The sequence below is a fragment of the Streptomyces sp. NPDC050287 genome, from assembly GCF_044459385.1.
GTDB lineage: Bacteria > Actinomycetota > Actinomycetes > Streptomycetales > Streptomycetaceae > Streptomyces.
Genome location: NZ_JBITIY010000004.1, coordinates 24553 through 45268, shown reverse-complemented (window position 1 = coordinate 45268; position 20716 = coordinate 24553). Strand labels below are relative to the sequence as shown.

Annotated in this window: 8 protein-coding genes and 1 pseudogene; 3 read left to right on the top strand and 6 right to left on the bottom strand. The window is 70.1% G+C overall.

Going from position 1 to position 20716, the window contains the following annotated elements; genetic code table 11:
* Positions 1-403: 403 nt before the first annotated feature.
* Entirely contained in the window at positions 404-1147 is a 744-nt protein-coding gene (locus ACIBK3_RS15205) for an SDR family oxidoreductase (protein ID WP_399365669.1), read from the bottom strand.
* 313 nt (positions 1148-1460) lie between these two features.
* On the opposite strand from ACIBK3_RS15205, the pseudogene ACIBK3_RS15200 reads away from it, so the two are divergent.
* The 3 genes and pseudogenes from ACIBK3_RS15200 to ACIBK3_RS15190 all read left to right on the top strand — a co-directional run.
* Positions 1461-2059, top strand: a pseudogene (locus ACIBK3_RS15200) (GntR family transcriptional regulator); the annotation flags it as partial.
* 176 nt (positions 2060-2235) lie between these two features.
* The gene (locus ACIBK3_RS15195; protein WP_399365667.1) at positions 2236-3126 is read left to right on the top strand and encodes an aminoglycoside phosphotransferase family protein; all 891 of its coding nucleotides are present in this window, start codon (positions 2236-2238) and stop codon (positions 3124-3126) included.
* Positions 3127-3254: 128 nt separating this feature from the next.
* Complete coding sequence (locus ACIBK3_RS15190; protein ID WP_399365665.1) at positions 3255-3803, top strand: GNAT family N-acetyltransferase; 549 nt, start codon at positions 3255-3257, stop codon at positions 3801-3803.
* A 471-nt stretch (positions 3804-4274) separates the two neighbouring features.
* Here the strand turns inward: ACIBK3_RS15190 and ACIBK3_RS15185 are convergent, their stop codons facing one another.
* From ACIBK3_RS15185 to ACIBK3_RS15165, 5 genes are all read right to left on the bottom strand, one after another.
* Entirely contained in the window at positions 4275-4943 is a 669-nt protein-coding gene (locus ACIBK3_RS15185; RefSeq protein ID WP_399365663.1) for a class F sortase, read from the bottom strand.
* A 16-nt stretch (positions 4944-4959) separates the two neighbouring features.
* Complete coding sequence (locus ACIBK3_RS15180; RefSeq protein ID WP_399365661.1) at positions 4960-5508, bottom strand: hypothetical protein; 549 nt, start codon at positions 5506-5508, stop codon at positions 4960-4962.
* A 434-nt stretch (positions 5509-5942) separates the two neighbouring features.
* On the bottom strand, positions 5943-6815 hold the full coding sequence (locus ACIBK3_RS15175; protein WP_399365659.1) for a TauD/TfdA dioxygenase family protein: 873 nt from the start codon (positions 6813-6815) through the stop codon (positions 5943-5945).
* 26 nt (positions 6816-6841) lie between these two features.
* The gene (locus tag ACIBK3_RS15170; protein WP_399365657.1) at positions 6842-16153 is read right to left on the bottom strand and encodes an amino acid adenylation domain-containing protein; all 9312 of its coding nucleotides are present in this window, start codon (positions 16151-16153) and stop codon (positions 6842-6844) included.
* A complete protein-coding gene (locus ACIBK3_RS15165; protein ID WP_399365655.1) occupies positions 16150-20085 on the bottom strand; it encodes an amino acid adenylation domain-containing protein in 3936 nt (1311 codons plus the stop codon). Before ACIBK3_RS15165 ends, ACIBK3_RS15170 begins: the two co-directional genes overlap by 4 nt.
* Positions 20086-20716 lie beyond the last annotated feature (631 nt).

Here is a 20716-nt window from a genome sequence, read left to right as displayed (position 1 = left end):
CTATCCAGAGACCGCCGATCCATGGCTGAGCAGTGCTGTCCAGCCCGCGCGAAGCCGCTCGTACGGCCGACGCCGATGGCGCTCGCAGCGAGACGCCCCGATGGTCATGACCCGCATGACCCGCATGACCCGCTGGTAAATTTCGCCGGCTGCCGGCGGTGCGCTGCGGGCCGTCGGTCGGGAAGACGGCCCGCCGCGGCGGTCCCTGTCGAGGACGCCCAACGATTGGGACCGGCCGCGGGCCTCGTCGCCCGGCCGGCCGACACGACGATGTCCGCCGTGTCGGACGGGCGCTCGCGTGCCCCTCGGCGCGCAGGACGGAGCCGGTCGCCTCCAGTGCGACGACGTGGCCCTACAGGACCCGTCCGCGTGCTGTTGTTCCGCGTCGGTCACTACAGGTCGGTCAGCTGCCGCTGATCATGGCGAGGACGTCGTCGTAGGAGCCGTTGGCCTGCGCGTCGCGGATGAACCTGGCGCGCTCGACGACCAGCTCCTTCGCGTCGGGCTTCTCGCGCAGCAAGTCGAGGGTCTCGGTGAGGAAGTCGTCCAACGGCATGGACTGGTCGCTGTCCTGCTGGCCCAGCAGGGTCGTGCGTACGCCCGGCGGAACCACCTCGATCACCTGGACGCCGGCGTCAGCACCGGCGAGCTGGATGCGCAGGCTCTCGGAGAAGGAGTGCAGCGCGGCCTTGGTCGCGCTGTAGGTCGGCGTGATCGGGAACGGTACGAACGCCAGCGCGGAGGTGACGTTCACGACGACCGCGTCGTCCTTGCCCACCAGCAGCGGCAGGAAGGCATACGTCATCCGGATCGTGCCGAGCAGATTGGTCGCGACGTGATCCTCGGCGACGCGGAGGTCGGCCGGGTCGAGGAGGTTCTCCAGCAGCATGATGCCGGCGTTGTTGACCAGGACGTTCAGCCCCGGGTGGCTCGCCGCCACGGTCTCACGGGCCCGGGCGATCGAGTCGGGGTCCGCGACGTCGAGGACGAGCGCGTCGATGCCCGGGTGCTCGGCCGTGATCTCGTCGAGGAGTTCCTTGCGCCGGCCGGCGACGATCACCTTGTTGCCGGCCTCGTGCAGGCGCAGGGCCAGGCCGAGGCCGATGCCCGAGGTTCCGCCCGTGATCAGGATTGTGTTGCCGGTCATCTTCATGAGGGTCTTGCTCCTTCGGTACGGCGGGCCGGGTGAGCGCCCGCGGCCTCGAACGTAGGGGCGCCCGCGCAGGGGCGGGAGAGGAAGGTTTATCCATGGATCGGCGGTCCCTGGCTGAGCCGTGTAAGACGCCACAGCCGACCGGCGCCTCCAGACCAGGCGCAGCGAGCCGCCGGTAGGAGAAGCATCGTTCGGTCGCCGATGAGAGAGCGGTCGTAGGGCTGCTGGAAAGCAACGCGGGCTGCCGACCGGAGAGTGACCTTGCCTACGCAGAACTGCGCGATCGGATCCTCTCGGCCCTCTCCCTGCCGGTTCACGGCTCGCCCAGTACGGTCTCGCCGAATCCCTCAACATGAGCATCACGCCCCTGCGCGAGGCCATCCGCCGCCTCAGCAGCGAGGGACTCGTCACCGTCGACACCCAACGCGACGTCCGGGTCTCCGTCATGAACTCGAAGGAGGCCCGCCAGCTCTTCGAGGTCCGTCTGTCCCTGGACCCCACCGCCGCGGAACTCGCCGCCCAGCGACGCACCGACGACGACATCGCCACCATGCGCGCCGCCGTCGACAAGCTCCTCCCCGTCCCCGCCAATGGGTGGAAGGGGCACTCACGGCCCACCGCGCCTTCCACCAGGCGCTGTACCGGGCCTCGCACAACGACGTCCTCATCCGTCTCCTGGACGACGTGTGGGACAAGTCCGACCGCTATCGTCGCCTCGGCCTCGAACTCCCGCCCGGGGACGAACCCCGCACCAGGGACCTTCAGGAGCACCACCAACTTGTCTCCCTGATCGTGCACGGCCGTGCCGCCGAAGCCGCCGGGCTGATGCGAGGCCACATCACGCACCGCCTCACCGCCACCGCCATCAGCGCCCTCGAAGACCGCGAGGGCATTCGCGTGACGTGACGCGCGGAGACCGGCGCCGTCGTGATGCGTGGGGGAGAGGACTGACGGGGGCCGGTCCGCCCCAAAGCCTCTGATCCGCAGCTCTCTGAAACCGAATCGGGGATGCCGGAGGAATCACAGCGAACTGTTCCGGAGCGAGAGCCGCTCCGCCTGCCGCCTCAGTACTGTGACTTCGCATGACCGAGATCGAGATCACCGCAGACCTGGTCCGCGACCTGCTGCAGGAGCAACATCCAGACCTCGCAGGGCTGGCCATCCGCGAGGTCGCGGGCGGCTGGGGCAACCAAATGTGGCGCCTCGGGGACGAGTTGGCCGTGCGCATGCAGCGCATGGACCCCTCCCCGGAGCATCAGCTCAAGGAGCGGCGGTGGCTGCCCGTGCTGGCCCCGCGCCTGCCGCTCCCGGTGCCGACCCCGGTGCGGTTCGGCGAACCGTCCGAGCGCTTCCCCAAGCACTGGACCGTGATGACGTGGGTTGCCGGCGAGCCACTGGACCACGGCTCGATCAGTCGCGGTGCCCACGCGGCCGACACGCTGGCGGGTTTCCTCCGGGCGCTCCATGTGGAGGCGCCCGCCGACGCGCCGATCGCTACGGACCGCGGTGCCCATCCCAGGAACTGCACGGACGGCTTCGAGAACTTCTTCCAGGCCGTTGCCCCCGACGACATCGCTGCCGACGTCCGGGCCGTCTGGGACGACGCCGTTGCGGCCCAGGCGTGGGAGGGCCCGCCAGTGTGGGTGCACGGCGACCTCCATCCCGCGAACGTCGTCGTCTCGGACGGAACGCTCTCGGGCATCGTCGACTTCGGTGACATGTTCGCCGGCGATCCAGCGTGGGACCTGGCCGCCGCATGGGTGCTGCTGCCCGCGGGCACGGCCTCACGGTTCTTCGACATGTACGCGCATGCAGACGACTCGGCGATCCGGCGTGCCCGCGGGCTGGCCGCTGTGAAGAGCCTCTTCCTGATGCTCATGGGGCAGAACGGAGATCGGGGCCTTCCCGGCGGCAAGCCGAACTGGGGACCTGTAGGCCGGGCGGCACTTGATCGTGTGCTGAAGGGCGTCTGACGCGCGCTTCTTTGCTTGTTCTTCATAGTCTGACCTGGTCACGTTCGAGTCCGACGGTTCGGGAAGCGGTTGATCTTTGTTCCGGGATCTGAGGCTCCTTCCCTGCGGGGTGCGATAGGTTGCGCGCCATGACTGAGCTTGGGCCCGTCGCCTGGCCACCAGCCCCGGTAAAGACCGAGCGGCTCGTGCTTCGCGAGTCCGAGGCCCGGGACCGTGTGGCGTTCATCGAGCTGTTCGCCTCGTCAGAGGTGCGCACCTACCTCGGTGGCCCTCGACCGCGTGATGAGCTCGAACGCGCGGTGCCTGAGGTGCCCGGGCGTCGCCCTGGCCTTTTCGTGATCGATCTGGGCGGGGCGATGATCGGCACGATCACGCTCGATCGGCGCGGTGCAGAGCGTCCGGGACACGTCCGTCCGGATGCCGAAGAGGCCGAGCTCGGCTACATGTTCCTGCCGGAGGCGTGGGGACACGGGTATGCCGCCGAGGCGTGCGCAGCGGCACTCGACTGGTTCGCCGACGCGCTTCCCGGCGAGCCGGTGGTGCTCTGCACCCAGATCGCCAACGACCGCTCGATGCGCCTCGCGGCCAAGCTGGGGTTCACCGAGGTGCAACGGTTCGAGGAGTGGGGTGCAGAGCAGTGGTTCGGCGTGTGGTCCTCGGTCACGCAGCCCGGTTGAGCTCGTGCGACAGCGCGGAACCCACGAGACCACCGATCGGTCGTTGGCCTTGGCGCCGTTGCGACGACGGCTGTTCTGGCGCTGTCCGCTCGTATGGAATCACCTCTGAGCAGCCGACCAGTTGTCGGTGCCGGGGCTTCCACGGGTCAGGCCCCGGGGCATCATGGTGATGAGCGCCCAGTTCAGGTGCGCTTCGGAGTGCTGGGGGAGCCGCTCGTAGTCGCGTCTTCGCTCGAGCGGAAGGTGCCCCCACCGGCGACCGCCTCCCCGCCCGGACGCTGAGCGCAGTCGCCTCCCTCGCACCGCCGGGGACGCGGTTCGAGGCGGACGCGATGGCGGTACGGCGTAGCGGCTACCCGGCGTTCAGCATCATGCCGATTCCCGCCACCGGCAGCAGCCCCGCCGCAGCGACCCGCGGCGCAGGGGATCGTCGTCGTGTGCCCGGTTCGGCTGATGCGTTCCAGCTGCCCGTCAGCGTCCGGCGGGAACGGCCTTGGCCAGGCGGGCGTAGACGACGACGTTCGCCTGGTAGCCGGTCGCCTTGGTGTACCTCCCGCCGCAGGTGATGACGCGCAGTTCCGGTTGCTGCGTGGCGCCGTAGACGAGCTCGTCGGGAAAGGCGTTCTTCGGGTGGACCTCGATGCCGTACACGGAGAACAGCGCCGTGCTGCGGTCAGCGCGTGTGACGGCGATGGTGTCGCCCTTGTGCACAGCGCCCAGGGCGTAGAAGACGGCCCGCCCCCGCGGGGTGTCGACGTGTCCGGCAATGATGGCGTTCCCGGTGCTGCCCGGACGGGTGCCGTCCTGGTACCAGCCGGCCAGGTTGTTGTCTGTCTCCGGCGGTGTCCGCAGATGCCCGCTCTGGTCCGCCTCCAGGCCGACGACCGGTGCGTCGACGCCGATGCTCGGGATGCGGATGGCCGTAGGCGGCGAGGGTGCCATCGGTGTCACGTACGGCGTCGGCACCTGGACGGATCGCACGACGGCCTGCGCGGCATCTGGCAGGGGCGGGGCCTCGGTACGTGTACCCGCGTAGATCATCCAGCTGCCGGTCGCGAGCGCGGCGGCGGCCGCAGCGAGGCCTGCGCGGGTGCCGTACGAACGTGGGCTGGCGCGCAGGCGGCGCCTGTCCGATGGCACGCCCGCCCCTGGCCCGTCAGACCCGGGAGCCGGCGGCACCGCGGCGACGCAGCAGAACCGCACCGCCGACAAGCCCAGCCGCGGCCAGCCCGCCGCCACCTACCATCGTGGCGGTGCTCAGTCCGGACACCGTGCCTCCGGCGCCGGCCTTCACCCCGTCTTTGAGACTGGTGGAAGGCACGAACGCGGTGGTGGTGGGGAAGAGTTCCTTCCCGCAGGTGACCTCGGCGCTGACCCGGTCGACGGTCACCTTTACGGTCCCCTGACGGATCGTCAGGACACGAGTGCCCGCGGGCGTCGTGAACTTCGTACCGGCGCCATCGGTCTCGCGGATGACGCCGTTCGGCTGGACGACCTGCAGTTGGCCGACAGCCGCGCAGGCGATGATGTCGCCGTCCTTGAGTATGAGGCTGCCGCCCTCGGTACGGCCCGTGAACGGTGTCGCCTTCGTGCTCGGGGTTCCGTCCGCGTATGCAGGGCCCGCGAGCATCACGGTTGCCGCGAACGCTCCGGCCGCCGCCGTGGCGGCGAACGTCGCTGTCTTCCTCCTGGTCACCGCGGACATTGGTCCTCCTGATATGTGGCGAGGTCAGCGGGATTTCGCTGACACCTTCACCCCTATGAATCCCCGGGGCATATCCGACATATCTAGACCGATCGGGTGTTTCTGTCCGTCGATTCGGCGTGTCGCGGTGACATCGCGGTCAGGGCCCGCCGCGAAAGGCCATAGGGGCGGGTGGCGGCCACCGCGGGCAGCTGGGGGTGGTCCAGGAACGTCTCCAGCGCGGTGAGAGCCCTGCGCGCAGCTCTCTCGCTCACCCGTTCGCCCAGGCCGGTCCTGCTCCAGCCTGGCCCGCAGCGTCGCCATCGGCGATGCCTCAGCCCCGTCGCAGCGGGTCGGCCGGCGGGTGAAGAACGGGCAAGGAACCCACAGGGGCAGCCTGTCGCCGAACCGCGGCGCCGGGGTCCGTGCACCCGGCGCTTCACCTGTTCAGGACATCAGCCCTTGACCGGGCCGCCGTTGATGGCGACGCGCTGGCCGTAGCGGGCGTAGGGGTAGTAGTCGTACGTCGCGTGGTGCTGGACGCACCGGTTGTCCCAGAAGACGAGCGTGCCCGGGGTCCAGCGGACGCGGCAGTGCAGGACCGGCCGGCGGGCGATGATGTCGAAGAGTACGTCGAGCAGGGCCCGGCTCTCGTCGGCGGAGAGCTGCGGGATGCGGCTGGTGTAGGCCTTGTTGACGTACAGCAGTTTGCGGTCGGTCTCGGGGTGCCGGGCGATGAGCGGGTGTTCGCTCTTGGGGATGACGTAGTCCGCGGGCGGTGTGTATCCCGCCAGAGCCTGCGCGCCGTCGTGTATCGCGGTCAGCGGGTCCAGCAGGGCCCGCATCGCCGGTGAGAGCATGTCGTAGGCGAGGTGCATGTTGGCGAAGAGGGTGTCGCCGCCGCATCCCGGCTCGGGTATCTCGGTGATGTAGAGCATCGACCCCAGTGACGGTTCGGCGTCGGCGGTGCCGTCCGCGTGCCAGCCGTTGCCCGCCACGTCCGCCGCGGCCGACGTCGTACGGATCTCCAGGATGTAGGGATCGCCCTCGGGTGGCGGCGGGTTGACGGGGCGCAGTTCGCCGAAGGCGGCGGCGAAGCCCTTGTGATGCTCGGCGGTGATCGTCTGATCGCGGAAGACGAGGACGTGGTGGTCGCGGAAGGCGACCCGGATCTCTTCCAGTTGCTCCGCCGGGATCTCCCGCGACAGGTCGACGCCTGAGACCTCCGCCCCCAGAACAGGGGTGATCCGTTCGACGGTGAGCGTGCGGTAGGGGTGCGCGGGACGCGTGGTCACCGCTTCCAGTGCTTCGCGTTCGTATGTCTCCATGTCATTCTCCAGGGGGTCGTTGTGGTTTACAGGTCGGCGGTCCCGTGGCTAGCGGCACCCGGGGACGCGAGCGTCGCCCTGATGGTCTCGGCCACCGTGTCCACGTGGGGTGCCGCGACGATGCCGTAGTGGTCGGTGGGCAGATACCGGCGTACGGCGGACGGGGGCAGGAAGGTGTTCCACTGCCGGTCCGGCTCCTGGGGGTCCGCAGGAGTGGGCATGCCCGCGGTGGGGTGTTCGGCCAGCCACAGATACGCGGGGACGGAGCCGAGCGGCCGTACGCGATGTTCCCCGAGGCTGCGCAGGTTCGCGCGGCAGCAGCGGGCCAGCCTCTCGGCGTACGCCTGTGCGTGCTCGGTCGGCAACGAGGGGACGCCGGTGCCGAGTTCGGCGGCGAACACCTTTTCCAGGTGAGCCTCGTCGTAGGCGGCGACCAGCGCTTTCGCCTGGGGCGGTGGCGGATCCAGAAGGTAGAGCGCTGCCGGTGGCCGGCCGGCCGACTCGGCGAGGCTCGCCATCTCCATCGCCACCCGGGCGCCGTAGGACCATCCGGCCAGGTGGAGCCGGTGGTCCGGTCCGCCGAAGCGCTCACGCAGCTCCGCGTCGTAGTGACGGGCCTGCTCGGCCAGTGACCACGCGGGCATCTCGTCGTCGCGCAGTGCCGGGTCGGCGATGAGGCACACCGTCGGTGCGGGTCCGAGCGCTGTCACCAGGGAGCGGTAGGCCTGGATGTCTCCGCCCACGGGGTGCACCAGGCACAGCACGGCCGAACCGGTTCCCTCCTGCCAGATGTCGAGGACGACCCTGGAGGTCCTGCCGGCCGCCTCGGTGGTGGGGTCGGCGGAGGTGAGGGCCGCCTCGATGTGCTTGAGGATCTCCGCGAGGCTGACACGGTGGCTGAACGAGCCCAGGTCGACCTCGACGCCGTAGTCGTCCTCGATCCGGTCGATCAGGCTGATCAGGGTCAGCGAGTCGGCGCCCAGGTCGTAGAGGGAGTCCTCGGGGTCCAGTTCGTCCACGCCCAGCAGTTCCTGAATCATCCGGGCCGTGGCGCCCGCGCGCTCTCCGGTACTGCCGGCGTCGGAGGCCTCCTCCTCTGCGTCCGTCGGGTACGCCGGTCCGCAGCGCGAGGACCGGTCCGCGTTCTCGGCGGGAGCGTAGAAGGCCCGGGAGGCCTCGATGTCGGTGGTGGAGACGAGGAGTTGAGGCAGTTGCAGGGCCAGGGCATGGGCGAAGACCGCTTTGCCTTCCTCGACGGTCAGGCCCAGGGCGAGGTGGGCCTGATGGCGGCTGTCCGTGTTCAGGACCCGGGTCGCCATTCCGGTCTCGCGCCAGATGTCCCAGTCGATGCCGATCCGGACGGTCGTCTCCGTCTCGGTGGCCCGGTGGTGGGCGAAGCCGTCGAGGAGGCTCGCGCCGGCCGCGTAGTCGCTCTGGCCGACACCGCCGAGCAGGGCGGACATCGAGGAGCAGTAGACCGCGATCTGCGGGCGGAAGGCTCCGATCAGGTGCTCGACGACGAGTGCGCCCCTCTCGCGGACCGCGGCGGCGTCGCGCATCGCGGTGGCGTCACGTCGTACGAGCAGCCCGCCGTGTCCGATACCGGCCGCGTGGATGACGCCGTCCAGCCGTGACGTGTGGTCGGCGACGGCAGCCGCCACCTCGTGAACGGGCATGGTCGCGAGATCCGCCGGGACGAGGCCGATGCGGTCGGCGCATTCGTTCAACTCCTCGGGCAGCCGCGGGTTTCTGGACAGCAGCAGGACCCGGCCGCGGGTGTGTTCGAGCAGCCAGGCGGCGATGGCGCGGCCCATGCCGCCCGTGCCGCCGAGCACCAGGTGGACGGTGTCCGCTCCGGCCGGTACGAGGGACCGCGTACCCGCCGGCTCGGGTACGGGTACGGTGTCCGGCCGCCACCAGTAACCCTGCCGCAGCGCGAGCTGCCGCGGCAGGGCCGGTCCGCCGGGATGAGGGGCCTCACGTGTTTCGGCGACGAGCGAGGCCACGTGTGCGGCCCAGCGGGTGAGGTCGCCGTCGGGGAGGTCGAGCCAGTGGCCGTTCAGGGCGGACTCCTGATGGGCGACTTCGACCGGCCCGGCGAGGAGCGCCAGTTCAGGTCTGTCCACCGTTCCCGCCACAGGCCGGGCGCCGTACGACAGCCACCACACGCGTGGGGAGCCGTTTCGCCCGGCCAGCGCCTTGGCGAGGGCCGCCGTGCTGTCCAGGCAGGTGTGACGGGCGTGTTCCAGGGTGCCGGGACCGACCGGTCCTGTCACGTCGAGGGGCAGGGCGTGCACCCACTCCGTGTCGGCAGAGGGCGGGACGCCGTCCTCGGACAGTGCGTCGAACAGCCGGCGCAGAGATACCGGATCAGCGGGGTCCGCGTCGTAGGCGTCCGGTCCTCTGCGGGCGAAGGTGCCTGCCGGGTGCACCCGTATCACGCGCGACGCCACCGCTTTGAAGGGCGCGAGCGCTGTCCGCGGAGTGTTGTCGGAGGCTACGACGATCACGGTGGACACGCGGTCGGCCGGCACGGGGGTGTGCGCGACGGCGGCACGTCGCAGCCGGACCCAGTGCGGCTGGTGCAGCCACTTCTCCGGGGGCAGCCGCCGGTGTGGGGCGGCCGGGGGCGCAGGCGGGTCCTCGGGCAGTCGGTCGAAGTCGTATTCCGAGAGGGAGAAGGACGGGGGAGGGAAGTCCCAGGGCGCCGGAGCGGAGCCTGCCCCCCAGTCGACCGGGCGTCCGGCGGACCAGTCCTCGGCGAGGTCGTGGGCCGTGCTACCGGCCGCGGAGACCGTTACGGTATCCGGGTGCGCGGTGGCGAGCGGCACGGCTCCTGTGGCCACCGCGCGCAGCCAGTGCTCGGCCGCGGCGGCGTCCGTCACGGGTGCCGCGGTCCGCAGGCGGCGAGCGACCCGCCCGGCCTGGAGATGACGCAGTACGAACTCGAAGCGCTCCGGGTGCAGTTGGAGGTAGTCGGCGATCCGAGCGGCGTCGGCGGCCAGGGCGTCCGCGCTGGAGGCCGACAGCACGAGGCACTGGGGTATCTCGCGGGGCGTCACCGGTACGGGCGTGGTGTCCTGCTCCACGATGACGTGGGCGTTGGTGCCGCCGATCCCGAAACTGCTGACCGCGGCCACCCGTTCGCGTCCCCCGGGCCAGGGCGTGGCTACGGCCGGGACGTGGAAGGGAGCGGGGTCGGGCCCGATCTCCGGATTGAAGGCACGGAAGTTGAGGTTCGGCGGGAGCGTGCCGTGGTGCACGGCGAGACCCGCGCGGACGAGGCCCACCACACCGGCGGCCGCGCCCATGTGGCCGAGCTGGCTCTTGACGGAGCTCAGAGCACAACGGCCGGACTCACTGACGTCGAACGCCTCCCGTAGCGCCGCCACTTCGATCGGGTCGCCCAGCCGGGTGCCGGTGCCGTGGGCCTCCACATAGCCGAGGTCGGCGCCGGTGCGGCCGGCGCGGGACAGCGCTGTCCGGATCACTTCCCGCTGTCCGGCCAGGGACGGCGCGGCGTAACTCATCTTCGCCGCACCGTCGTTGTTGATCGCGGAGCCGGTGATGAGTGCGTAGACGGTGTCTTCGTCGCGCCGTGCCTGCCTCAGCGTTTTGAGGACCACGACGCCGACGCCGCTCGCGCCGACCGTGCCTGTGGCGTCGTCGCTGAAGGGCCGGCAGTCGCCGTCGGCGGAGAAGATGTGCTGCGGGCGGTAGCGGTAGCCGCCGGTCAGCCCGGGGTCGACGAGTACTCCTCCGGCGAGCATCACGTCGGCTTCGCCCTGCCGGAGCAGTCCGGCGGCGAGGTGCACGGCGACCAGAGAGCTGGAGCAGGCCGTCTGGGCGCTGAAGGCGGGGCCGGTCAGCCCGAGGTGGTACGCCACCTTGGTGGCCAGGAAGTCCTTCTCATGGTGCAGGGCGAGCTGGAAGCCGTCAGGCAGCCGGTCGGGGTCTGCCTCGCGCAGCAGGGACTGGAAGTAGGTGTTCTCCCCAGCGCCGGCCACCAGGCCCACCCGTGCGGCCGAGGTGTCCGCCACTCCGGCGTGCGCCAGGGCCTGCACGGCGGCCATCAGCAGGTGGCGCTGTTGGGGGTCCATCAGACGTGCCTCTTGGGGGCTGATGCCGAAGTGGCCCGGGTCGAAGTCGAGCATGCCGTCGAGCGTGCTGTGCGCTCCGACGACCCCTTCCGGCGCGTCGATGCGGCGGATTCCGGTGCCGCCGGAGACCACGAGGTCCCAGAAGGCGGCCAGGTCCGGGGCGCCGGGCACCCGTACCGCCATGCCGACGACGGCGATCGGTTCGCCGGGTTCGGGGGCCGGGTCGTTCTTCGCGGCCGACGGGGTCAGCGGCCGCGGGGCGGTGAGGTGGCGGGCCAGGGAGCGGACGGTGACGTGCTCGAAGAGGTCCGCGACGCTGAAGCGTAAACCAAGTGCCGTGGTGCAGCGCAGGTGGAAGCGCATCAGAGCGAGACTGGAGGCACCCGCCTCGAAGAAGGTCTGGTCCGGAGCGATCACCGACCCGGTGACCTCCTCGAAGGCAACGCTGAGGCGCTCCTCCTCGGCCGACAGGCTCGTGCGGGCGATCGCGGAACGGGGTATCTCTTCCCCTGGTGCCTGGAGGATCGCCTGCCGGTCCAGCTTGCCGCTGGGTGTGCGGGGCAGTCTCTCCAGCCTGCGGAAGCGGTCCACACGTACGTAGGAGGGCAGAAGGACGGACAGATGCGCGGCCAGGTCATCGGCGGACGGTGCTTCGCCACGGACTTCCAGGCCGGCCGTCAGCCGGTCGCCGTCACGTGCGACGACGGCGTTGACCACCGCCGGATGCCGCAGCAGGGCCGCCTCGACGGAGCCGAGTTCAAGCCGGTGCCCACTCAGTTTGATCTGCTGGTCGTCGCGGCCGGCGTAGTGCAGCAGGCCCTCACGATCGAAGAACGCTCGGTCACCGCTGCGGTAGAACAGGCCCGCGCCGGGGAGCTCGACGAAGCGGGTGTCGACGAGTGCGGGTTCGTCGAGGTAGCAGCGGGTGGTCATGGTGCCGCCGATCAGCAGCTCGCCGGTGCACCCGGTCGGGACCGGGTCGCCCTGGGCGTCCACCACCCGCAGATCGGCGCCCGCCACCGGGCGTCCGATGGCGGGCCGCTCGGGCCATTGCCCGGGATCCCCCTCCAGGCACAGGGCGCTGACCACATGTGTCTCGGTCGGCCCGTAGTGGTTGAACAGGCGCGCGCCGGGAAGTCCGGCGAACCAGCGCCGGATGCTGTCGGTGCACACCAACTGCTCGCCCGCGGTGACCACTTCGCGCAGCCGGGAGGGATACCTGTTCAGGCGGACGGCGTACTCGGCCAGCAGTTGCAGGGCCACGTAGGGCATGAAGATCCGCTCGGCGCCCGCGGCCTCCAGCCGGTCCAGGAGCGCGGGCGCGTCCTGACGCCACTCGGGACGTACGAGGTGGAGGCTGCCACCTGTGCACAGTGTCCCGAAGATCTCCTGGAAGGAGACGTCGAACGCCAGCATCGAGAACTGCTGGGTCGCCGCGGGGGCGGACAGGCCGCCGGGACCGGACTGCCACCTGATCAGGTCGCACAGTGTGCGGTCGTGGATCTGCACGCCCTTGGGGACGCCGGTGGAGCCGGAGGTGAACAGTGTGTACAGGGGGCGGGTGCCGTCGTGTGGCGGCCCGTCGACCGTGTGTCGGCCAGAGGTGTGCCCGTCGTACGACGCACTCGTGCCGGCGCCCTTCCGCGGCGCCGGGTCCGCCGGCAGAACGAGGTGGCGCACCACACCGTTCGGAAGCAGTGCGTCCAGTTCCGGCGAGCTGTCCTGCGTGGTCAGGACGCACAGCGGGTCGATCTGGTCCAGGACGCGGCGTAGCACGTCGGCCGGGTAGGAGGGGTCGAGGGGGACGGCGGTGACGTTCAGCCGTGCCAGGGCCAACAGCGCCACCACGTGTTCGACGCAGGGATCCAGGTACAGGGCCGCCCGGCACGGGCTGCCGTCGGCCGGGATCGGGTAGCGGTCGGCCAGTTCCGTGGCGAGGGCTGCGGCACGGGCGTCGAGGGCCGCGTAGCTCAGGGTGCCGCCGTCGGCCGTGACGACGGCGGGGGCGTCCGGGGTGCGGGCGACCTGCCGGCCGAAGCCTTCGGCGATCGTGGTGAAGCCGGGTTCCGGTGCGGGTCCGCGCCCGTGCTCCGGAAGGGACCGCCGGTAGGGCCCGACGAGTTCACGAGCGGTGGAGCGGCCACCGGCCGCAAGCGCGTCCACTCCCCGCCAAAGCAGCTCCGCCATCGCCTCGACGTCCTCGCCGGTGAACCGGTCCTCGGCGTACTCCCACAACACGTCGAGGCCGTCCGCGTGCTCGACCACGGAGACCGTCATCGGGCACTTGGCCTCCGCCGGATGCCACCACAGGGGGTGCTGGGCGCAGCCGGGCAGCCGCAGCGCCCCGAAGTCGGTGTTCTCCAGGACGAACAGGAAATCGAACGGTGTGCTGTCGCCGACGTCCTCCCAGCCGGTCAGGACGTCGGTGAGCGCCACGTCCTGGCGGCCCAGTACCTGCCCCGTGCCGGTCCTGGTGCGGGCGAGATGTGAGCGCAGGTCCTCACCGGGCACGACGGTCAGGGGCAGCAGCACGGTGTTCGCCATCATGCCCACGCTGTCCTCGAACTCGCGCACCGGGCGGCCCGCGACCGGGGCGGCGATGCGCGGACGGACCAGGCCGGTCACGCCGTACAGGCACCAGGAGAACACGCTCAGCAGGACCTGGAACCGGGTCAGTCCGAACTCGGCGCACAGGTGGTCCACTTGGGCCAGCCGAACGTCGTCGAGCGACGTGTGCAGCAGGTGCGCCCGCGGTGCCGGACCAGTGTCCCGGGCGGGCAGCGGCTCTAGCGGCTCCGCCAAATCCCGGTAGAAACCCAGCAGTTCATCGCGCTGCACCTGGTAGGCCGTGCTCGTGAACCGGTCGCTCTGCCAGACGGCGAAGTCCAGGGGGGTAGGAGCGGGTGCCTCGTGCCGGCCGCTTTCGGCGTAGGCGGCCGACAGGTCGTGCAGCAGGATGCTCAACGACCAGCCGTCCACGGCGATGTGGTGCAGGTGCAGCAGGAGCGTGCCGCCGCCGTCACGCGGCAGCCAGCAGGCGCGGAGCATGCGGGGAACGGCGAGATCGAAGGGCTCGGCGAAGAAGGTGTCGGCGAAGGCGTGCGCTTCTTCCTCGTCCCAGGTCTGCTGGGGGCCCGGCTCGTGCCAGGGGTCGTACGGCTCGCCGACGGTCTGCTCCAGGCCGTCCAGCCCGAGGCCGAAGCTGGTCCGCAGCGCCTCGTGGCGTGTCACCAGGCTGCGCAGCGCTTGCCGCAGGGCAGTGCTGTCGACGGGTCCGTCCACGCGGAAGGCCTGGTTGACGGAGTAGGCCCGGGAGCCCGGGGTGCGGCGCTGCAGCAGCCACAGCCGCTGCTGTTCGCTCGTGGCGGGCGCCGAGCGGGCACCGGAGACCACCGGTGCCGGCAAGGCGCCCTCCTCGCCCGGAGAGGCCGTGGTCAGGGACCGTGCGACGGCGGCCAGGTCGCCGTGCAGGACGGCTGCCTGAGTCAGCTCACGGCCCCATCGCTGCCGTACGGCGAAGCAGAACCGCAGCGCCTTCAACGAGTCACCGCCGCTGGCGATCCACCGGTCGCCGAGGCCGAGGCCGGTGGTGGAGAGTATCTCCTCGGCCAGGTCGACGACCCGGCGCTCCGTCTCCGTCATGGCCGGTGCGTCGGAGTCGGAGGCGGCGGGCCGCCAAGGCCGGTCGGCCTGCCGCAGCAGGGCGGCCTGGTCCACCTTGCCATTGGCGTTGAGCGGCAGCTCGGCCACGAGATGGATCTGGTGGGGGCGCATGTAGGCGGGCAGGTGGGCCGCCAAGTGGCTGTCGAAATCCTCGTAGGACAGTTCCTGTCGGAGGACGACGAACGCCAGCAGTTCGTTGGGTCCCTCCTTGCCCGCGCGGCGTGTGCACACGTAGGCCCGCTGGATGGCCGGGTGGGTGAGAACGTGCCGTTCCACCTCGCCCGGCTCGATCCTGAAACCACGGACCTTGACCTGGCGGTCGGTTCGTCCGACGTACTCCACCAGGCCCCCGTTGTCGGCCCGTACGAGGTCACCGGTGCGGTAGTACCGCTCCTCACCACCGTCGAGCCACGCAAGCCGCACGAAACGGCGCTCGGTCTCCTCGGGAAGGTTGCGGTATCCGGCGGCGAGTCCGGCTCCGCTCAACACGAGTTCGCCGACCTCACCGGGCGCGGCGACCCGCTCCTGGCCCGGAACCACCAGGACCGCACCGGTCTGCGGCAAGGGGCGACCGATCGGCACCACGTCCCCGTCGAAGTCCCGCGGGATCGGATGGCACAGGGCGAAGGTGGCGGACTCAGTCGGCCCGTACGCGTTGAACAGGCGGGTGCCGCTGCCGGCATTGTCCCGGTACCAGCGGCGCATGACTTGGGCGTTGAGCTGCTCGCCGCCCACAAGAACCTCGCCGGCCGCGGCGAAGCAGTCCGGCACCGCCGTGACCATCGCGTTGAACAGCGCCGCGGTGATGAAGAGGGTGTCCACGCACTCGTGCCGCAGCGCGGCGGCGAACCGTTCGGGAGTCTGCACGTCCCCGTCGCTCAGGATCACGCAGCAGCCCCCGGTCAGCAGGGGCACCCAGATCTCGAAACTCAGCGCGTCGAACGCCGGGTTGGCCAGGCAGGCATAGCGCAGACCGGGCTCGACGCGGATGTAGCCGGGTTGTGCCAGCCGCCGGACTCCGGCGTCACGGACCTCGACTCCCTTGGGCCGCCCCGTCGTTCCGGAGGTGTAGAACAGGAAGGACACTTCGCCGGGGACGGACGGTGCCTCCACGGCGGCAGCGGCATCCGGAAGTTCGGGCAGCAGGGTGTCCGCGGCGAGCGCCTTCACGTCCTGCGGGAGCCCGGTGACGCTCTCGATCGTCTCGCACACCAGGGCGACCGCAGAGGAATCCCGGAGGATGAAGTGACGGCGTTCGTCCGGGCTCTGCGTGTCGAGGGGCACGACCCGCGCCCCCAGCCGCAGAATCCCCAGCATCACGCAGACCAGCCGCCACGACCGCGGCAACGCCACCGCCACGGCCTGCCCCGCGGTGACGCCCTGACACCTCAGCGTCTGGGCGACGGCGGCGGCTGTCGCGTTCAACGTCGCATAGTCGAGGCCTACTTCGTGGTCGACGACCGCCTCGGCGTGTGGTGTGCGAAGGGCTCGGCGGTGAATCTCAAGGGCTATCCCGGGCGGGACGCTCAAGTCCTCGGCCACCTCGGCGGGGGACGTTTCGACGCGCGGTTTCATCGGACCTCCGACGTGCCTGAAGGTGCTGTGCGCTCCGGCTCGTCCTGGCCCGGAGCGGAAGTCAGCCGATGCAGTTCGGAGGTGAGGACGGAGGCGACGCGCGGCAGTCCGTCGCTCTCCAGCATGTCCCAGTGACCGCAGGCGACCGGTTCGACCACGAACTCACCGCTGACGCGACGGCGCCAGAACGCGCGGAGACGAGCGGCACCCTCGCCGTCCGTGTCGTCGTCCTCCACGGCCGTCGCCTGCATCAGCACCACGCGGGCGGGCGATTCGGGTACGGCGTAGTCACGCGCCGTCGCGCGATGGTGGTTGTAGACGTTCAGGTACCGGGCGACCTGGTCGTCGTCGATCCCCGGGTACATGCCGTTGAAGCGCACCAGTTTCTCCCGGAACTCCTCCATGCCGACCGGCTCGATCGCGGCGCGCGCCTCGTCGTCCTCAGCACCGTGAGTGTCGAGGAGGACCACGCTCACCTTCTCGTGTCCGGCCGCCATCAGGCGGCGGCCCATCTCGTACGCGATCAGACCGCCGTAGGAGAGCCCGCACAGCACCAGTGCCTCGTCGGCGCCGGGAGCGACGAGCCGCAGATACTCCTCGGCCATCGCCTCGACCCCGGGCAGGGTGTGTTCGCCGGGATTGATGCCGGGTGCCTGAAGCCCCACCGCGCCGATGTCGTCGGCCAGTTCGGCGGACAGCGGCAGGTAGCAGAACGCGGTGCCGCCGGCGGGGTGCACACACACCACACGCTGTCGGCCGCCGCCCGCCCGGAATGCGACCAGGCTGCTGAGCTCCGCGGACTGCGCGGCATCGCCGCCGTTGCCGCGCACCCGCTCGGCGAGCGCCTCGATGGTGGGGTGCAGCATGACGTCCCGGACGGCCAGCGCGACGCCGAGTTCCTCCTGGACGGCAGACGCCATCTTGATCGCCGATATCGACGTGCCGCCCAGCTCGAAGAAGTTGTCACCGATTCCGATGTCCGGGTGCAGCAGCACCCCGCGCCAGACCCGGTACAGCGCCATCTCCACGTGGTCGCGGGGCGCGGCCGTGTTGACCCGCCCCGCGCGGACTGCAGCCGCGGCGCGCAGCACCTCTGTCCGGTCCACCTTGCCGCTGCGGTTCAACGGCAGTCGCGGAAACTCGACCACCACGGCGGGGATCATGTAGTCGGGCAGACGGTCCTTGAGGGCCGCGCGCCACTCGTACGGCATCCGCGTGGCTTCGGCGTCACATCCCACGCCGGCGACCAGGTGAGGGCCACCGGGTGTGTCGCGGTCGGCCAGGACGACAGCCTCCCGCACCCCGGGGACCGCCAGCAGCGCCGCCTCGACCTCGCCGGGTTCGATACGGAAGCCGCGCAGCTTGAGCTGGTCGTCGCGGCGGCCGACGTACTCGGCGTTGCCGTCCGGCAGCCAACGGGCCAAGTCGCCGGTGCGGTAGAGGCGTTCACCGGGGACGAACGGGTCGGGCACGAAGAGTTCGTCGGTGAGGTCGGGGCGGTTCAGATATCCCCGGGCCAGACTCGCGCCACCGAGGTAGACCTCTCCGGGAACTCCCACGGGTACCGGGCGCATTCGGTCGTCGAGCAGGTACAGGCGGGTGCCCCGCAGCGGCCGCCCGATGGGACACGACCGCTCGTACGGCTGCGGGTCGGTGTAGGCGGTCGAGTAGAGCGTGGCCTCGGTCGGGCCGTAGCCGAAGCAGACGCGCAAGCCGGGCAGCAGCTCACGCATGCGGTGCAGGGTGCTCTCGGGCAGGGATTCCACTCCGGTCAGGAGCTGACGCAGGCTCGATCCGGCCAGGCGTGTGGCCGGATCCTCGCCGATCCACAGGACGTAGGACGGGGGCAGAAACGCCTGGGTGATCTTGCGTTCGCGCATCCAGTCCAGCAATGCCCGAGGGTCACCACGTAGTTCGTCGGGAACCAGGTGGAGCACGGCGCCGGTGGTCAACGGGGCGAGGAGTTCGTGCACCGACGCGTCGAAGCCGATGCTGGACCAGGCCGAGGCCGCCTCGCCGGGGGCGTCGCCCATGAGTTCGCGCCAGTGGTCGAAGAGATTGACGACGCTTGCGTGCGTCACCGCCACGCCCTTGGGGCGGCCGGTCGATCCCGAGGTGTAGATGACGTAGGCGAGCCGAGCCGGGTCCGTCTCGATGGCCGGCGCCTCGTCGTGCGTCCCCTCCGCCTCCACCTTCGCCAGGTGCTCCCACAAGTGTCCGTTGTCGTCGGCGGCGTTCGTCCGGTCGGTCAGCACGAGGACCGGTGTGGCGTCGCTGACCATGGCAGCGAGCCGCTCCGGGGGCTGGCCGGGGTCGAGGGGCAGGTATGCGGCTCCGGACTTGAGGATCCCGAGCACGCCGACGACGAGTTCGGTCGTACGTCCGGCGTGCAGGCCCACGACACGGTCGGGACCGGCACCACGGGCGATCAGCGCATGGGCGAGGCGGTTGGCGCGGTGGTCGAGTGTCTCGTAGTCCAGTTCCGCGTCATCGGCCACCACCGCACACTGCCCGGGTCGTTCGCGGACCTGCGCGGCGAAGCGTTCCAGCACGCCCGCCGGTGCCGGCTCGGTCACGGCGGGCCCGGTGCTGAAAGTGGCCAGGAGTGCCCGCTGCTCGTCCTCGTCGAGCAGCGTCAGGTCGGCGATCTCGGCATCTGGCTGCTCGGTCATCAGACGCAGCACGCGGAGGAATTGACGTATGCACCGTTCGACCGTCGCCCGGTCGAAGAGCGCCACCGCGTAGTCGATGTCCCCGGTGAGGTGCCGGCCCTCATCGGCCAGGGCCAGGACCATGTCGAACTTCGCGGGTACGTGGGCGGCGTCTTCCCGCAACTCGACCTTCAGACCCCGAAGTTCGAGTTCTTTCCGCATCGAGGGGACCCAGGCGAACATGGTCTGGAACAGGGCCGTGTAGGAGGGGCTCCGCGGTGGATTGACCAGTTCGACGACGCGCTCGAAGGGGAGGTCGACGTGCTTGAGGGCGTCACGGATGCGCTGGTTCACCCGCTTCAGGGCGTCTTTGACGGTGGGGGAGCCGGAGAGGTCCGCGCGCAGGGCGAGGGTGTTGACGAAGAAGCCGATCAGACCCTCGACGTCCCCGCGTCGGCGGTTCGACGTGGGAGCCCCGACAACGATGTCGTCCTGCCCGGAGAGCAGGGACAGCAGTACGGACCAGCCGGTGAGGACGGTCGCGTACAGGGAGACATCGTTGTCCGAGGCCAGCGCGCGCAGGGCCCGCGTCAGGTCCGCGTCGACGGTCACGGGCAAGCGGTCGCCGCGGAAGTCCTGTTCGGGTGGGCGGGGCCGATCGGTGGGCAGGGAGATCACGGCCGGGGTGCCGGCCAGTGCGGTGGTCCAGTATTCGGCGTGTGAGGCGGGCCCGTCTCCGGACATCCACTCCCACTGCCAGCGCGTGTAGTCGCTGTACTGCCAGGTAAGTCCGGGCAGTGAGACGTCCTGCCCGTGCTGTAGCGCGGAGTACACCGTGCCCAGCTCTCTCAGCAGCAGGGAGCGGGACCAGCCGTCGAAGATGATGTGATGCGCCGTCAGGATCAATACGTGATGGTGCGGTTGGAGTGCTATCAGGCAGCCGCGCACCATGGGCTCCTCGCCCAGGCGGAACGGGGTGCCCTCCACCTCCGACCGTATGCGCGTGAACTGTTCGGCCCCGTCCGGCAGTCCCGTCAGATCCTCGAAGGTCACCGGGAAACCCGTGTCCGGCGGATCGACTACTTGAAGAGCCGAACCCTCGAAGGGGGCCAACCGGGTGCGCAGAGCCTCGTGCCGGGCCGCGAGCAGATGAAGCGCCTTGATGAGCAGGTCCCGGTCCAGCGGTCCCCGGATATCGAAGGGCATCGGCTCGTTGTAGGCGGCGCTGGCGTCTCCGTCCATGCGCGCCGTGACCCACAGGCGTTCCTGCGCCAGTGACAAGGGTGCGGATTTGGTCTCTTCACCGGAATGACTACTGACTGCGATTCGGGGTAAGGACACAGATTACCCTTCACGAGAAGGGAACGCGGCGGAAATGGGGTCCGGCGTTCCCGGAGTATCAGTGGTTCATGCGATCCAGTACGGGATTGCCCGGCATGGTCACCTTTGCGCGGCTTCAGGCTGACGTCCGGAATGTATGCGTTGCAATCAAAGTGCGAAAAGTGCGATGTGAAATCAACGCCTACGGGTCTAGGTTCTTCGGCGGGACACCCCGTTGGGGTATCAGCTGTTCAGCCAGGTCATCGCCCTCGCTGCGCTGCTGTGCGAACAACACTGAGGGCTGGTCGTTCCGGATTTCGAACCGGGCTTTCAGGGACTCGGCGGCGCCTCGCACAAGCTTCTGAACATCGCCATCTGTCTACTCTAACTCCTTGAAGTTGCGCGAGGTGCATGCAGAGTAGCGGTTGCGGACGCTTCTGTTTATTCAGCCGCCAGTGCGGTGTCTCATTTCCGCTGATGCTAAATGCGCTCCGATTGGGTGGTCAACGGTGACCAACGCCACACCCGCCAATTGACGGAGTGCTGTTTACGCTCGGGGTGCGACATAAAGGGCTTTTGCCTGAAGATGGCG

Bases quoted from the DNA above. Each gene is read 5' to 3' on its own strand.
- ACIBK3_RS15205 (WP_399365669.1), bottom strand. From the start codon at position 1,147: ATGACCGGCAACACAATCCTGATCACGGGCGGAACCTCGGGCATCGGC.
- ACIBK3_RS15195 (WP_399365667.1), top strand. From the start codon at position 2,236: ATGACCGAGATCGAGATCACCGCAGACCTGGTCCGCGACCTGCTGCAG.
- ACIBK3_RS15190 (WP_399365665.1), top strand. From the start codon at position 3,255: ATGACTGAGCTTGGGCCCGTCGCCTGGCCACCAGCCCCGGTAAAGACC.
- ACIBK3_RS15180 (WP_399365661.1), bottom strand. From the start codon at position 5,508: ATGTCCGCGGTGACCAGGAGGAAGACAGCGACGTTCGCCGCCACGGCG.
- ACIBK3_RS15175 (WP_399365659.1), bottom strand. From the start codon at position 6,815: ATGGAGACATACGAACGCGAAGCACTGGAAGCGGTGACCACGCGTCCC.
- ACIBK3_RS15170 (WP_399365657.1), bottom strand. From the start codon at position 16,153: ATGAAACCGCGCGTCGAAACGTCCCCCGCCGAGGTGGCCGAGGACTTG.